Genomic DNA, 14,888 nt, shown 5'->3' with positions numbered 1-14,888 from the left:
ATAATATGGTAAGAAAAAATTAGAAGGGAAGGATTACTATGGCTAATTACAATGAATTGACAGAAGAATTAATTTCAAAACTTAAGGAGGCAGCTCCAGGACATATTTTGTTAGGTGATGATATAAATAAAGATTATTGTCATGATGAAATGCCTATTTATGGAAAAAAAGATCCACAAGTTGTATTAGTTGCACACTCTACAGAAGAAGTTGCTGCAGTAGTAAAAATATGTAATGAAAACAAAATACCAGTAACTCCAAGAGGAGCAGGAACAGGACTTGCAGGAGGAGCAGTTCCACTTTTAGGAGGAGTTCTGATTGATATTTCAAAGATGAATAAAATACTTTCTTATGACATGGAGAACTTTGTTGTTCGTGTTCAAGCTGGTGTTTTATTAAAGGATCTTGCAGAGGACTGTGCAAAACATGGACTATTATATGCTCCAGATCCTGGTGAAAAATCTGCTTGTTTAGGCGGAAATGTTTCAACAAATGCTGGTGGAATGAGAGCTGTTAAATACGGTGCAACTCGTGATTATGTACGTGCAATGACAGTTGTACTTCCATCAGGAGAAATTACTAACTTTGGAGCTTCAGTATCAAAAACAAGTTCAGGTTACAGTCTTTTGAATTTAATGATTGGTTCAGAAGGTACTCTTGGAATCATTACAGAGATTACTTTGAAAACTATGCCAGCACCAAAGGTAGCTGCAAGTTTAATTATTCCTTTTGAAAATTTAGATGATTGTATTGCTACTGTTCCTAAATTTAAAATGGAGCACATGAATCCACAGGCATTAGAATTTATGGAAAGAGAAATTGTATTAGCTAGTGAAAGATATGTTGGAAAGAGTGTATTCCCACAAGTAGTTGATGGAGTAACTGCAAATGCATACTTACTTGTTACTTTAGATGCAAGTAGTGAAGATGAATTAAATAATCTTATTGAACAAGCAAGTGAAATAGTTTTAGAAGCAGGAGCAATTGATGTTCTTGTAGCAGATACACCTGCAAAAATGAAGGATGCATGGGCTGCACGTTCTAGCTTCTTAGATGCAATTATGGCAGAAACAAAATTATTAGATGAATGTGACGTTGTAGTTCCAGTAAATAAGATTGCTTCTTATCTTACTTTTGTAAATAAAACTGGTGAAGAATGTGGATTAACTATTAAGAGTTTTGGACATGCAGGAGATGGAAATCTTCATATATACCAATGCAGTAATGACTTAGAAGAGTCAGAATTTAAAACAAGAGTTGATAAATTCTTTAAGATCATCTATAAAGAAGCAACAGACTGTGGTGGTCTTGTTTCAGGAGAACATGGAATTGGTAGTGGAAAAATTAGCTATTTAGCAGATAGTGTTGGAAACATAAATATGGATTTAATGAAAGGTATTAAAAAAGCTTTTGATCCGAACTATATTATGAATCCAGGTAAGGTATGCTATTCATTAGATAAATAATAGTAATTAATAATAAATAATAATAAATAATAATAATTAATAATAATTAATAAAGCAAAATTATATGCACATATGGAAAGAAAGGTAGGAAATTAATATGAATTTTAAACAAGATGAAAATCATGAACAATTACAACAAATGTACCGCGATTTTGCACAAAAAGAGGTAAAACCAATTGCAAAAGAAATAGATGAAACTATGAGATTCCCAAAAGAAAATGTAGCAAAAATGGCTGAAATGGGATTGCTTGGAATTCCATATCCTGAAGAATATGGTGGAGCAGGCATGGACACATTAAGCTATATGCAATGTGTAGAAGAATTAGCTAAATGTTGTGCAACAACAAGTACCATCATTTCAGCACATACAAGTCTTGGTACAGGACCTATTTATGCATATGGTACTGACGCACAAAAGGAAAAATATTTAAAACCACTTGCTTCTGGTGAAAAATTAGGTGCCTTTGCATTAACAGAACCTTGTGCTGGAACTGATTCAGCTATGCAAAAGTCAACAGCAGTACTTGAAGGAGACCATTATGTATTAAATGGTAGCAAAATTTTCATTACTAATGCAGGATTTGCAGATGTATATATTGTTCTTGCTATGACAGATAAGAGCAAGGGTACAAAAGGTATTTCAGCATTTATCGTTGAAAAAGATTTTCCAGGATTCTCTGTTGGAAATCATGAATTAAAGATGGGAATAAGAGCATCTTCTACTTGTGAATTATTCTTTGATAATTGCATAGTTCCAAAGGAAAATCTTTTAGGAGAAGAAGGTAAAGGATTTAAAATTGCAATGGCAACTCTTGATGGAGGCCGTATTGGTATTGCTGCACAAGCTCTTGGTATTGCAGAAGGTGCAATAGAAGAAACTATAAAATATGTAAATGAACGTGTTCAATTTGGACGTACTATTTCAAAATTCCAAAATACACAATTTGAACTTGCTCAAATGCGTGCAAATACAGAAGCTGCAAAGCTTTTAGTATATCAAGCTGCATGTGCAAAGGATAATAATGAACCATATACACATTTAGCTGCTATGGCAAAATTAGTTGCTTCTAGAAATGCTAGTGATGTAACAAGACGCTGCTTACAATTATTCGGTGGATATGGATATTCAAGTGATTATCCAATTGAAAGAATGATGCGTGATGCAAAAATAACAGAAATTTATGAAGGAACATCAGAAGTTCAAATGATGGTAATTTCTGGATGGATGGGTGTTAGATAGTTAACAAACATTATTTAGAATGAATATTTGACTGTGCACCGATAGTGGGCGTAGATCTAAAATTCATTGGATTACCATATATTAAATTGCTATATATTTAGATTATTATATAAAAGGAGTATGAGTTAATTTTATGTTTTGGGTACAATCCACCACGGATATTTAATTTATACTCCGACACATATTGCCAAATCTCAGCACATATAAAAATTTGTAATTATTCTAAAATATTAAACTAAGAATAATTAAAAAGTTTTTATATGTGCTTTCCATTTTTGTTATATTCATAAAAATAATCAAGCCTCCTCCAATATTTTCAGAATAATTTTCATGTGTAGTTTAAGGTGCGTGGCACAGTGGTTAAGTTGAGAAAGTTGAGTTATTCATTTACAGGTGAAGGGTCTAGTGATAAAATTTATATATAAAATGCATACGTTATCAAGAGTTATTAAAGAATGAGGAGGTTTTGAGGTGGATTTAGTTCAGAAGAAGAATAATAGAGCTGCGTCTAGTTGTTGAGGAGATAATACTGGTGCTAGTGAGCACACTAACTCCAACACTGAAAATTGTAAAATTTGTGGAGGACAATTAGAGTACTTCAGTTCTGGAAGAGAATTAACTTGTGTTCTATGTGGTAAAAAAGAGATTGGCAACATTGCCTGCCAAAGTGGACACTATGTTTGCGATGAATGTCATGGTAAAGACCTTTTTGATAGTATAAAAGACTATGTTTTAAAAAGTAAGGCAGTGAATCCATTTGAAATTGCTGAATATCTAATGAATAAGGATAATGTCCCAATGCTGGGATGTGAAAATGCGTGGATAGCAGCAGGTGCTTTGATGGCAGCACTAAAGAACAATGGAAGTGTTAAAGTTACGGATGAACAGATTGTTGAAGCCTTAAGAAGGACTAAGAGACAAGCAGTAGGAGGATATTGTGGGCTAACAGGTGTATGTGGAATTGCACCAGCAATTGGTGCATGCTTTAGCGTTATTCTAGGTGCAGCTTGTCCTAAAGATCAAGAAACAGCTGTGACCATGAAAGTAGTGGCAAGAATTATTAATAGAATTGCTGATGAAACTGGTCCTTGCTGTTGTAAGAACTTTGTCAGGACTGCAATTGATGAGAGTATTAAAGCTGCAAAAGAATATCTAACTGTATCTTTGCCTTCAAATAGTGAAGCAATTATCTGTACTTACAGTTCCCGTCATCCTCATGGCTGCAGGGAAGCTAAATGTCAATATTTCAATATCAATAAAAAACGTTAAGATCCTAATATGAAAAGTAATGGATAACGGTATTAACAAAATATATTGAAGTAAATTTCATAATCTTATTTGAAAAGCTGCAGTGGATTTATACATACTTTGCAGAATAAAAAAAACGAGTAGTGAGACCCCAAGTGGATTTACACTACTCGTTTTTTTATCATTATATAACCTTTGATTTTGTAAATATTAAAATTACTAGTGTTTGCTATTATACTTTTTTTATTTTAAGTTTTGATATCATAAGAAAAGTAAAAAGTGATAATAACATAAGTGATAAAGTTATAAAAATGTCATTATTAGGTGCAATTAATGTAAATAATGAAATAATTACACCTGAAATTGTTATAGGTATACCAGTAAAAACACCATCAAATTCACTTAAATTGTATTTTGCCAATCGATAGCAACCGCTTATAGTATATAATAGCGGAATTACAATTCCAACTATTCCCATATACTCCAAGTGGAAAAAGTAATATTTAACAAATATTAAAAGGGCTGGTGCAACTCCAAATGAAACCAAATCTGCTAAGGAATCTAATTCTTTTCCAAGGTTATTGGATACATTTAAAAACCTAGCAATTCTACCATCATATCTATCTATAATAGCTGCCAGAACTATTAATATAGCAGCATAAAAGTAATTGTTATTAAAAGTTTCAACTATTGAGATAACACCTAGTGATAAATTAGTAAGTGTAAGTAAATTAGGTATAGAATTTTTTAACATATAACCACCCCTTAGCTAGTTTTATAAGATTCTTTATAATTTTTGTGACATGAAAGCTTGTTTATAATTTTGTCTTTGTAGATTATTCCCAAAATAAAGGCTATTAAAGCAAGTGAAGATATTATTACTGTGGATATATAATTTCTATAATGAAGATTGGATCCAATACTTACAGATGCCAAAAGCCATGGAAATCTACTAACAAGTAAGATACCAAAAAATTTTAAAGGTTTTATAGGAGTTAATCCTGCAACATATATTAAAAAATCTTTTGGTAATCCAGGAACAAAGAAAATAATGAATAAAATAATAGAAAATTTTTTATTATTCATAACATTATTTAACCATTTAGAATTTTTTTTATTCATTAGCTTTTCCACAAAGGAAGCACCTATGAATCTGGTAAAATAAAAGGCTATAATAGCTCCTAAGAGCATACCTACTGTTGTGTAAGTTATGCCTAAAGATACACCATAAATATATCCACCAGCAACTTGAATTACTTCTCCGGGAATTGGAGCAATTACTGTTTGTAGTACCTGGAAAAAGATAAATACAATAGTTCCTAACTTCCCTAAAGAAACTATATAATTTCTAAATTTATCAAGAGACATAGTCAATTCAAGAATATTTGGTAGATATTTTAATACCAATACAGCTGTACAAACGCCTAATAGATACATCAACATTTTAAAAATTCTTTTAGATTTATTCATGATTGTTTCATCCTTTCTTATATGCTATAACAATTAATATTTTATTAGAAATATCTTAAGATTGTTGTATGGTAAATCTTAATAATTCTTAAGTCATCTAAATAATATAGATTTTAAGTGGAATGCATTATATACTAATAATTAAATGGAAGGTGAATAATATGAAAAATATTTTGATTGCAGATGATAATGAAGAAATAAGAGAAATAGTTCGTGTTTTATTAGAAAGTGAAGGCTACAATGTGATGGAAGCTGTAAATGGTGAAGATGCTGTAATTAAAGTTGATAAGAATATAGATTTGATCATACTTGACATAATGATGCCTATAAAATCTGGATTTAAAGCATGTGTAGAGATTCGTGAAAAGACAAGTGCTCCTATTTTATTTTTAACTGCTAAAACACAGGATTCAGATAAATGTATGGGATTTTCTTCTGGATGTGATGATTATCTATCAAAACCATTTTCATATACAGAACTTGTTTCAAGAGTTAAAGCACTGCTTAGAAGGTATTATGTATATAAAGGAAAAGAGAAAGTTAATTCGAATGAAGATATTAATATAGATGGATTAACAATAAATATAAGTTCAAATGAAGTATTTATTGATAATAAAGAGATTATACTTACAGAAACTGAATATAGAATATTATTGCTGATGGCACAAAATCGAAAAAAGGTATTTTCAGCACAAAATTTGTATGAAAGTGTTTGGAAAGAACCTTATTTTTATTCTTGTAATAATACTATTATGGTACATATAAGAAATTTAAGAAGAAAGCTAGAAAGAGAACCACAAAATCCTAAATATATAAAAACAGTATGGGGAAAGGGGTATAGGATTGAATAAGAGATTTTTATGTACAAAATTAGAAATTAAATTAATTCTATGCTTAATACTTTCATTTGTTATTGCTGTTGGTATCTTCTTTTTATTATCCCAAATAGGTGAAAATATATTAGATAATTATTTTAATAAAATTTCTTTTGTAAGTAATCAAAAAAGACAGGCTATATCCGATTTTAAAAAATATATATCAGATAACAATTTGACAATAAATGACCATGATAAAATAACACAATGGGTTCGTAAAGAGAAGTACATAAACATTTATGTATATAAAGAAAATAGATTAATTTATAGTTATAATATTAATAATCCTGATACTGGTTCCAATATATCACAAGAAAGCCCAATAATTTTTTCAAATGAAGCGCTTAGTGATATTAAATTTAATGATGTAAATGCAAAAATCTATATGGAATGTTTTTTTGAGTACAAATATTATTATATTATAGTTTTTTTTGATGCTGCAGTTGCATTTTTGTGCTTTATAGTAATTATGCTGATTTTAATAAAAAGAAAGACAGTATACATAGGAACACTTGAAAATGAGATAAAGATACTAGAAGGTGGTAATTTAAATCATGAAATTACTATTAAAGGAAACGATGAACTTTCTTCTTTAGCGCAAGGTATTAATGAGATGAGAAAGTCATTTATTGAAAGATTGGAAAGTGAGGATAAAGCTCATTTAGCTAACAGCGAACTGATTACAGCAATGTCACATGATTTGAGAACACCCCTTACAGCATTAGTAGGATATTTAGATATAATTGAGTACAAAAAGTATAAGACAGATGAAAATTTGAAACAATATATTCATAGCAGCAGAGAAAAAGCATATCAGATTAAATATCTTTCTGATAAATTATTTGAATATTTTATAGTGTTTAATACTAATGATGATGATTTAGAATTGGAAACTTTTGATGGAAATGAACTTTTAGAACAATTATTAGGAGAGCAAAGTTTTATATTGGAAGACAATGAATTTGATTTTGAAATTGATTCCTGTAATACACCTTTTTTTATAGAGGTAAGTTTAATTTCCATACGTAGAGTTTTTGATAATATCTTTTCTAATATTATTAAGTACGCGGATAAATCAAAGTCAATTAAAGTTAAGTATTATATTCAAAAAAAGTTATTATTTATTTATATTGAAAATGAGATAAATAATAACTTAAAAACAGTAAATAGCACAGGAATAGGTCTAAGAACATGTAAAAAAATTATAGAAGGACACAATGGGAAAATTGAAACTGGAAAACAGAAGAATACCTTTTTTATTCAAATTGAACTACCTATAAAACTAAGTAATAGCTGATTGGTTTTATCTATAAGTTTAATCAAAATTAAGTTGCCGCACTAAAGAATTTATGTACAATGTATTGCATGTAAATTCTTTAGTGCGGCAATCCATTTTAAAAAGCTTTTATCCGATCGCTACCATTGCTAATACCCCTGATTTCTTTATATGAAACTCCTTCTCCTATTGTCGAAGGAGTAAGTGATTCGCACAAAATCATAGATTTTGGCTCTCTACTTAACTGGGGGACAAGCACTGCTACGCGCCTGGATAAGTTCTTCTAAGACTCAGATGGGTAAAATGTCTAAATGACATTTTACGAGCTTTTGCTCAGGTAAGAGGTATTCTTCACAAGCAAACTCCACCTGAGTCTAAGAATCACTTGATAGTAAATTGGCTATTGTATATATCACTATACAAGCCTCCTTTAGCTAATAATTCCTCGTGATTTCCTTGTTCAACAATAGTTCCTTTGTCCATAACCAGTATCTTATCTGCATTTTTAATTGTAGATAATCTATGTGCTATTATAAAGCTTGTTCTTCCTTTCATCAGGTTGTCCATGGCATTTTGTATTTCTAATTCTGTACGCGTATCTACACTTGAAGTTGCTTCATCAAGTATTAAAATATAAGGATTTGCCAAAATAGCACGGGCAATGCATAAAAGCTGCTTTTGTCCTTGTGATATTGAGGAGTTTTCGTCATTCAAAACTGTATTATAACCATGAGGAAGAGTTCTTATAAAATAATCAGCCCTGGCAAGCTTTGCAGCCTCTTTAACTTCTGAAATTGTTGCAATATCTCTGCTGTATGAGATATTCTCTTTTATACTTCCATCAAATAACCAGGAATCCTGCAGTACCATTCCAAATAAAGAACGTAAATGACTTCTTTTGAGTTTAGTTATATCTATGCCATCAATTTTAATTTTTCCATCATTTAATTCATAAAACCTCATAAGCAGGTTTATCAAGGTAGTCTTTCCTGCACCAGTTGGACCAACTATAGCAACTTTTTCACCTGATTTTATATCTAAGTCTATTCCTGTGATTATAAGGTCTTTTCCGTATCCAAACTTTACATCTTCAAAGATTATATTACCTTTTGTATTTGATATTGTTTTATAATTTATAGTATCTGCCTGTTCCTCTTCTTCATCTAAAATCTCAAAAACACGCTCCAGCGAAGCAATAGCTGCCTGCATTGAATTCAAAATATAAGCAGCTTCAGTTAACGGTTCTGATGCTTGATCTACATATTGAAAGAAGGCTTGGATTAGTCCTATTGACAATCTTCCTTGAATGACAAATATAGCACCAAGAGATGCAATTAGTACATATCCTATTTGATTCATCAAACGAATTAAAGGATTTATAGCATAGGTAATAAATTGAGCTTTTTTTTCATCAAGATATAATTTATTATTGGATATTTGGACTTTACTTATTATTTCATCTTCCATGTTAAAGGACTTTACCACCATTTGACCAGTAAAATACTCTTCTATTTGTCCATTAAATTTACCTAGAGATTCCTGTCTGTTTGCAAAATAATTTATGCTCTTCTTTCCAATTATAGAAGTAGCAATAATTCCCATAGCAATAGTAAAAATAGCAATTAGCGTTAATATCCAATTTATTGAAAGCATGAGAATAACAGCTCCTATGATTGTAAGTACTGCTGTAATAAACTGCATCATTCCTGACTGCAGGGTATCAGATACTTTTTCTAAGTCATTTGATATTCTGCTTAAAATTTCACCTTTATTGTGTGTATCGTAATATTTTAAAGGAATTTTTGAAAGTTTTTCACTTATCTCTTTCCTTATGGATAATACTAGTGTTTGAGATACTGCAGCCATTATATTCTGCTGTATATAATTAGCTAATGAAGATAGTAAATAAATGAAGAGCAGCAATAATGAAAGCTTTTTTATAATATGAAAATCTATATTGAAAGAACCAGTAGAAGACATATTTTTTATTCCTTCATAAATAGTATTAATAGCTTTACTAAAAATCAATGGAGCAGCCATTGTAAAGGTTAAACTGATAATAGCAAAGAATATTACAATAATTATTTTCCATTTTTGATTAAGGAGTAATTTTATTAATCTTTTCACAGTTTTCTTTGTATCTTTTGCTTTTTCTATGGACATTTCAGTATCAAAAGAGATAGAGTCGCTTGTATTTTCTTCATACATTATGCTAATTCCTCCTTACTTAGTTGTGACTCAGCTATTTGCATGTAAATAGGGCAATTTTTAAGAAGCTCTTCATGGGTTCCTATTCCTGCTATTTTTCCTTCTTCTAAGACTATAATTTGCTCTGCTTCCATAATTGTACTTATTCTTTGAGCAATGGTTATAACAATTGCATCTTTTAATCTTGGTTTTATAGCTTTTCTAAGCTTTGCATCTGTTTTATAGTCTAAAGCAGAAAAACTGTCATCAAATACATATATATCACTTTTTTTAACTAAAGTTCTTGCTATACATAACCTTTGTCTTTGACCACCTGAGAAATTACTGCCTCCTTGCGATACCAAGGAATCATAGCCGTGATTTAGTTCTGAAATAAATTCATCTGCTTGAGCAGCTTTAGAAGCACTTTTTATCTCATCTATAGTGGCATCCTTTTTACCATGCCTTATGTTATCAGATATGGTTCCGCTAAAGAGGAATGCCTTCTGAGGTGAAAAACTTACTATATCTCTCAAATTTTTTTGAGAAAAATCCTTTATGTTAACACCATTAATTAAAATTTCGCCGCCTTGTATTTCATGTAGTCTTGGTATTAACTTACCAATGGTGCTTTTTCCCGAACCAGTAGCTCCTATGATGGCAGTAGTTTTACCACTTTCACATATAAAATTAAGATCTTTTAAAACAGGTTTTTCAGCATCTCTATAGGAAAAGGTAACATTTCTAAATTCTAAAGTTTTTTTACCACTTGAAATAAATTCAGTTATTTTTTCATCTACTATTTCAGGCTCATATTCTAATACTTCTAATATACGTCTTGAGCAGGCACTGGCACGTGGTACACTAAGTAGTACAATTATAGCCATTACTAAGAAGACAAATATAATTATTGAATATTCAATAACAGCCATAATGTCTCCTATAAGCATAGCACCTTTGCTTACTCTCATTGATCCAAACCATAAAATAGCAACAGCGCAAACATTCATTATTGCCATTACTCCAGGCATAGCCACAGCTAATATTTTATTCATTTCTATATTGATATTTGCATAATCTGTGAAGGTAGCATCCATTAATTTTTTTTCATGTTTCTCACGATTAAAAGCACGTATAATTCTTATTCCTGAGATATACTGCCTCACTCTAGAATTTATTTTATCTAACTGAACCTGTATTTTAAGGGACAAATTTATAACTTTTTTGCTTATGAGTATATTAAATACTATAAAAATTACTCCTGTTATAAAGATTATGAAAGCCATATATTTATCCTTAGAAAAGGCAAAAAACATTCCCACTATGGTTATGAAGGGAACTGGAATAATCATTTCAAAAAACATGGTTACTATATTTTCAATTTGATTTACATCACTTGTACATCTTGTAATCAAAGAGGAAGTGGAAAAATGTTTAAAATCATGTATTGATAATTTTTGTGCATGTGAAAACATTTTGCTTCTAATATCCCTAGAAAGTGCTCCCGATAAATTTGCAGATAAATAGGTAGAAAGTATGGCAAGTATACCAGTAAATATGGCAACACTTATCATTATTCCACCAGTTTTCAATACATAATCTATATCACCTTTTATTACTCCATTATTTATTATTTTTGCAGTTAGTGTTGGAATATATAATATACCTATAGTTTTCATTAGTATGATTATAAATAGTGAAATTAAAAGTACTTTGTTAGTTTTAAAGTGTTTAAATAGTTTTAGCATAATATTCTCCTTTATATATGATTGTATCCACAAATCATATGATAAACTGTACAGTAACTTGACAGTCAATACTTTTATAAATAGAATGGTTTAAAGAATAGGTGGGATAGTTTATGAATGATTTTATAAGTTCAAAAAAGTATTTATCAATAGGTGCTTTTTCTAAATTGGTCGGTATAAGTAGAAAAAACTTAATATATTATGATGAGGTAGGAATATTGAAGCCTGCATTTGTGAAGGAAAATGGATACAGGTACTATTCCTATAGTCAAATAGATGAGGTAAGCATAATTCTTGCTCTAAAAGATTTAGATGTTCCATTAAAAAAAATAAAAAATTACATGAAAAATGTATCTCCAGATAATTTAATTCATTTAATTGCTGCACAGAAGAAGAAAATATTAGAAGAACTTAATAGATTAAATCAAATGAATTATATTATAGAGCAGAGAATTAATAATGCTCCAGTAATATCTAACATCAATTGTGGGGAAATATTATTGGAATATTGTGAGGAAGAAGTGCTGCTTTTAGGACCTGAATATTTGTATGATCCTAATGATTTTGAAGATGATTTTATTAGTTTTTTGGATTATTGTGAAAGTAAAAAAGTATTATATGGGTATCCTTTAGGGGTTTACACTAATCATGATGGTTTACTTAGTGATAATATTAGGACTTATAGATATTTTTATAAGGTTTCTCCAGATACAGATTTAATAGAAAAGACCGTAAAGCCAGAGGGACTTTATGTTATAACTTATGATAATAGTTATTTAGCTGAAGATATGAAAATTTTTGATAAGGTGAACAAGTTTATAGAGAAGAATCGTCTTAGTGTTTGCGGAAATGTTTATATAGAAAATATATCAGATGAAATAATAACTAAAAATCCAGATAAATATTTATCAAAAATTTCTGTGCAAGTTGAAGAATTGGATTAGTTAATTTCTTCATAAGATAGTGTTAATTTTGTTAGAATATATTGAGAATTTATATTTTTCGTGATAATATTACACATATATGCATAAAGTGGCAATGTTGTATATAAACATATAAGTACTATAACTAAAAGTATTAATAAAACCTTTAGGATTGCTGATTTCAATTGTCTTTATATATTTTACATAAATAATAAATACAGGAGGATGATCAATGAAAAGTTTAAAAAGCAAGATATTTTTAGCTATTGTAATATGTTCTGTTTTTACTGCAATATTAATTGGAAGTATAAGTATTTTTAATTCAACCAATGTAGCTAAAACAAATTCCAAAGAAAAATTAACTTTAATTTGTGAGGATAAAACAAATGAAATCAATTCAAAAATTTCTAAAATAGAAACATCAGTAAACACTCTTTCTCAAATAGTATTGGAAGATTTAGATGATGTAGATAGGTTTTCAAGTGATGCACAATATCTACAAGATTATCAAAATCGAATAGAATCTGTAGCAAAAAAATTTGGTGAAAATACAGATGGAGCAATGACGTTTTATATAAGATTTAATCCTAAAATCACGCCTCCAACTTCCGGAATCTTTTATTCCAAAGAAAATGAAAAGAGCAATTTTAAAAAGTTAATTCCAACAGATTTTAGTAAATATGACCCTAGCGATATGGAACATGTAGGATGGTACTATATACCTGTAAATGCAAAAAAGGCTACATGGATGGATCCATATTTAAATTCTAATATTAATGTATACATGATTTCCTACGTAGTACCTATATTCAAAAATGGCAAATCTATTGGTATAGTTGGTATGGATATTGATTTTAAAAACATTCAAAACATAGTAAAAGGTACAAAAATTTATGATTCAGGATATGCCTTTTTACTTAATGAGAAATGCGATATCATATATCATCCTAAAATTAATACAAAGGATAATTTATCAACTATAGAAAACGGATCTCTAAAATCAATCAAAGATGAAATTATAAAAAATACATCTTCTAATAAACTATATTCCTATACGTATAAAGGTATAGATAAAAATTTAAGTTATGGTCATCTTTCAAATGGGTGGGTATTTGTGTTAACAGCACCTACAAGCGAAATTTTAAAACAATCTAATGGTCTTATTAAAATAATAGGTATTTTCATTATAATTGGATTAATTTTATCTGGAATAGTGGCATTTTATTTGGGTAATATTATTTCAAAGCCTATAGTTATAATCACTAATATTATAAAGAGAGCAGGAAATCTTGATTTGACTTATGATAATAATTTGAATAATTTGCTAAAGCATAAAGATGAGATAGGCCAGCTTTCTAATGCATTTAACAATATGAGGAGAGAATTTGAAACCTTTGTAAAAGAGATAGTAATGAGATCACAGGATATGGGCATATCTAGCAAGGAACTTTCTGCTACAGCAGAAAAGCTTACAATAAAAACAGAAAATATTGAAAAAGCAGTAAACAATATAGCAAATGATGTTCATGAAACGAGTGTGTCAGCAGAAGAAATAAAGTCATCTATACAGGATGTTGATTCAAGTATTAATATATTATCAAATAAAGCTGCTGAGGGAAGTAACAATGCAAATCTATCTAAGGTGAGAGCAAAGGATGTTCAAGAAAAGGGAAAATTATCTATACAAGAAACAAGGAAGATGTATGATGAGAAAAAACAAAAGGGATTAAGAGCTATTGAAGATGGCAAGATAGTTGAAAATATAAAAGTTATGGCAGATACTATTGCAAGTATATCAGAACAAACAAACTTACTTGCACTAAATGCAGCTATAGAGGCAGCAAGAGCTGGTGAACAAGGAAAAGGATTTGCGGTAGTGGCTGAAGAAGTAAGAAAACTTGCAGAAGAATCATCACAAGCAGTAGCTAATATACAAGATACAATAACAAAAGTACAAGATGCATTTAAAAATCTTTCTGATAATAATGAAGATGTATTATCCTTTATACACAACAATGTAGATCCCCAGTTTGAAATTATGGGAGAGGTTGGAAATCATTATTATAAGGATGCAGAATTTATAACTAGCATGTCCAGTGAAATAGCAGCCATGTCAGAGGAGCTTATGGCTACAATAAATCAAGTAAGTGAAGCAGTACAAAGTACAGCCCAAATTGCACAAAAGTCAGCGGAAAATACAGAAACAATAAAAGATAGTATTAATGAAACAGTACAATCTATTCAGAATTTATCACAAACAGCAGAAAATCAAGCTGAGGTTGCTGAAAAATTTAATGAAATGGTACAACGTTTTAAGATTTAATTAGCAGAGTTTAAAATTCAAGGTTACTAACAGATTATGGAATAGCTAAATTTAGAGGTTAATATAAGAATATAGAAATAGTGAGCTGCTTCAAGTAGAATAATTTCTAAAATGAGGCAGCTCTTTAGTTTA

General features: G+C 29.8%; 11 protein-coding genes. 7 read left to right on the top strand and 4 right to left on the bottom strand.

Going from position 1 to position 14,888, the window contains the following annotated elements; all coding sequences use genetic code 11:
- Positions 1 to 38 precede the first annotated feature (38 nt).
- The 3 genes from Ccar_RS11410 (at position 39) to Ccar_RS11400 (ending at position 3,975) form a co-directional block, all read left to right on the top strand.
- A complete protein-coding gene (locus Ccar_RS11410) occupies positions 39 to 1,466 on the top strand; it encodes an FAD-binding oxidoreductase (protein ID WP_007061098.1) in 1,428 nt (475 codons plus the stop codon).
- A gap of 97 nt (positions 1,467 to 1,563) precedes the next feature.
- Entirely contained in the window at positions 1,564 to 2,706 is a 1,143-nt protein-coding gene (locus tag Ccar_RS11405) for an acyl-CoA dehydrogenase (RefSeq protein ID WP_007061099.1), read from the top strand.
- A 471-nt stretch (positions 2,707 to 3,177) separates the two neighbouring features.
- Complete coding sequence (locus tag Ccar_RS11400) at positions 3,178 to 3,975, top strand: DUF5714 domain-containing protein (RefSeq protein ID WP_416101072.1); 798 nt, start codon at positions 3,178 to 3,180, stop codon at positions 3,973 to 3,975.
- 211 nt (positions 3,976 to 4,186) lie between these two features.
- Here the strand turns inward: Ccar_RS11400 and pssA are convergent, their stop codons facing one another.
- Positions 4,187 to 4,708 carry a CDP-diacylglycerol--serine O-phosphatidyltransferase gene (gene pssA / locus Ccar_RS11395; RefSeq protein ID WP_007065014.1) on the bottom strand — a complete coding sequence of 174 codons (522 nt, stop codon included), beginning with the start codon at positions 4,706 to 4,708 and terminating at the stop codon, positions 4,187 to 4,189.
- A gap of 11 nt (positions 4,709 to 4,719) precedes the next feature.
- The gene (locus Ccar_RS11390) at positions 4,720 to 5,424 is read right to left on the bottom strand and encodes a TVP38/TMEM64 family protein (RefSeq protein WP_007061102.1); all 705 of its coding nucleotides are present in this window, start codon (positions 5,422 to 5,424) and stop codon (positions 4,720 to 4,722) included.
- Positions 5,425 to 5,585: 161 nt separating this feature from the next.
- Between Ccar_RS11390 and Ccar_RS11385 the strand changes: the two genes are divergently transcribed.
- Positions 5,586 to 6,275, top strand: a complete 690-nt coding sequence (locus Ccar_RS11385) for a response regulator transcription factor (protein ID WP_007061103.1) — start codon at positions 5,586 to 5,588, stop codon at positions 6,273 to 6,275.
- Positions 6,268 to 7,596 carry a sensor histidine kinase gene (locus Ccar_RS11380; protein WP_007065015.1) on the top strand — a complete coding sequence of 443 codons (1,329 nt, stop codon included), beginning with the start codon at positions 6,268 to 6,270 and terminating at the stop codon, positions 7,594 to 7,596. The genes Ccar_RS11385 and Ccar_RS11380 overlap by 8 nt, the downstream gene beginning before the upstream one ends.
- 360 nt (positions 7,597 to 7,956) lie before the next feature.
- Here Ccar_RS11380 and Ccar_RS11375 read toward each other — a convergent pair whose 3' ends face one another.
- A complete protein-coding gene (locus tag Ccar_RS11375) occupies positions 7,957 to 9,783 on the bottom strand; it encodes an ABC transporter ATP-binding protein (RefSeq protein ID WP_007061106.1) in 1,827 nt (608 codons plus the stop codon).
- Positions 9,783 to 11,510 carry an ABC transporter ATP-binding protein gene (locus Ccar_RS11370; protein ID WP_007061107.1) on the bottom strand — a complete coding sequence of 576 codons (1,728 nt, stop codon included), beginning with the start codon at positions 11,508 to 11,510 and terminating at the stop codon, positions 9,783 to 9,785. The genes Ccar_RS11375 and Ccar_RS11370 overlap by 1 nt, the downstream gene beginning before the upstream one ends.
- A gap of 113 nt (positions 11,511 to 11,623) precedes the next feature.
- Here Ccar_RS11370 and Ccar_RS11365 point away from each other — a divergent pair, with 113 nt between their 5' ends.
- Both Ccar_RS11365 and Ccar_RS11360 read left to right on the top strand, forming a co-directional pair.
- Positions 11,624 to 12,454, top strand: coding sequence for a MerR family transcriptional regulator (locus tag Ccar_RS11365; protein ID WP_007065016.1), 831 nt, complete (start codon positions 11,624 to 11,626; stop codon positions 12,452 to 12,454).
- 211 nt (positions 12,455 to 12,665) lie between these two features.
- A complete protein-coding gene (locus Ccar_RS11360) occupies positions 12,666 to 14,756 on the top strand; it encodes a methyl-accepting chemotaxis protein (RefSeq protein ID WP_007061110.1) in 2,091 nt (696 codons plus the stop codon).
- Positions 14,757 to 14,888 lie beyond the last annotated feature (132 nt).

Source organism: Clostridium carboxidivorans P7 (assembly GCF_001038625.1).
Classification (GTDB): Bacteria; Bacillota; Clostridia; order Clostridiales; family Clostridiaceae; genus Clostridium_AM; species Clostridium_AM carboxidivorans.
This window is presented reverse-complemented; position numbering and strand designations above follow the sequence as displayed.

Bases quoted from the DNA above. Each gene is read 5' to 3' on its own strand.
- Ccar_RS11375 (WP_007061106.1), bottom strand. From the start codon at position 9,783: ATGTATGAAGAAAATACAAGCGACTCTATCTCTTTTGATACTGAAATG.
- Ccar_RS11365 (WP_007065016.1), top strand. From the start codon at position 11,624: ATGAATGATTTTATAAGTTCAAAAAAGTATTTATCAATAGGTGCTTTT.
- Ccar_RS11390 (WP_007061102.1), bottom strand. From the start codon at position 5,424: ATGAATAAATCTAAAAGAATTTTTAAAATGTTGATGTATCTATTAGGC.
- pssA (WP_007065014.1), bottom strand. From the start codon at position 4,708: ATGTTAAAAAATTCTATACCTAATTTACTTACACTTACTAATTTATCA.
- Ccar_RS11410 (WP_007061098.1), top strand. From the start codon at position 39: ATGGCTAATTACAATGAATTGACAGAAGAATTAATTTCAAAACTTAAG.
- Ccar_RS11370 (WP_007061107.1), bottom strand. From the start codon at position 11,510: ATGCTAAAACTATTTAAACACTTTAAAACTAACAAAGTACTTTTAATT.
- Ccar_RS11385 (WP_007061103.1), top strand. From the start codon at position 5,586: ATGAAAAATATTTTGATTGCAGATGATAATGAAGAAATAAGAGAAATA.
- Ccar_RS11360 (WP_007061110.1), top strand. From the start codon at position 12,666: ATGAAAAGTTTAAAAAGCAAGATATTTTTAGCTATTGTAATATGTTCT.
- Ccar_RS11405 (WP_007061099.1), top strand. From the start codon at position 1,564: ATGAATTTTAAACAAGATGAAAATCATGAACAATTACAACAAATGTAC.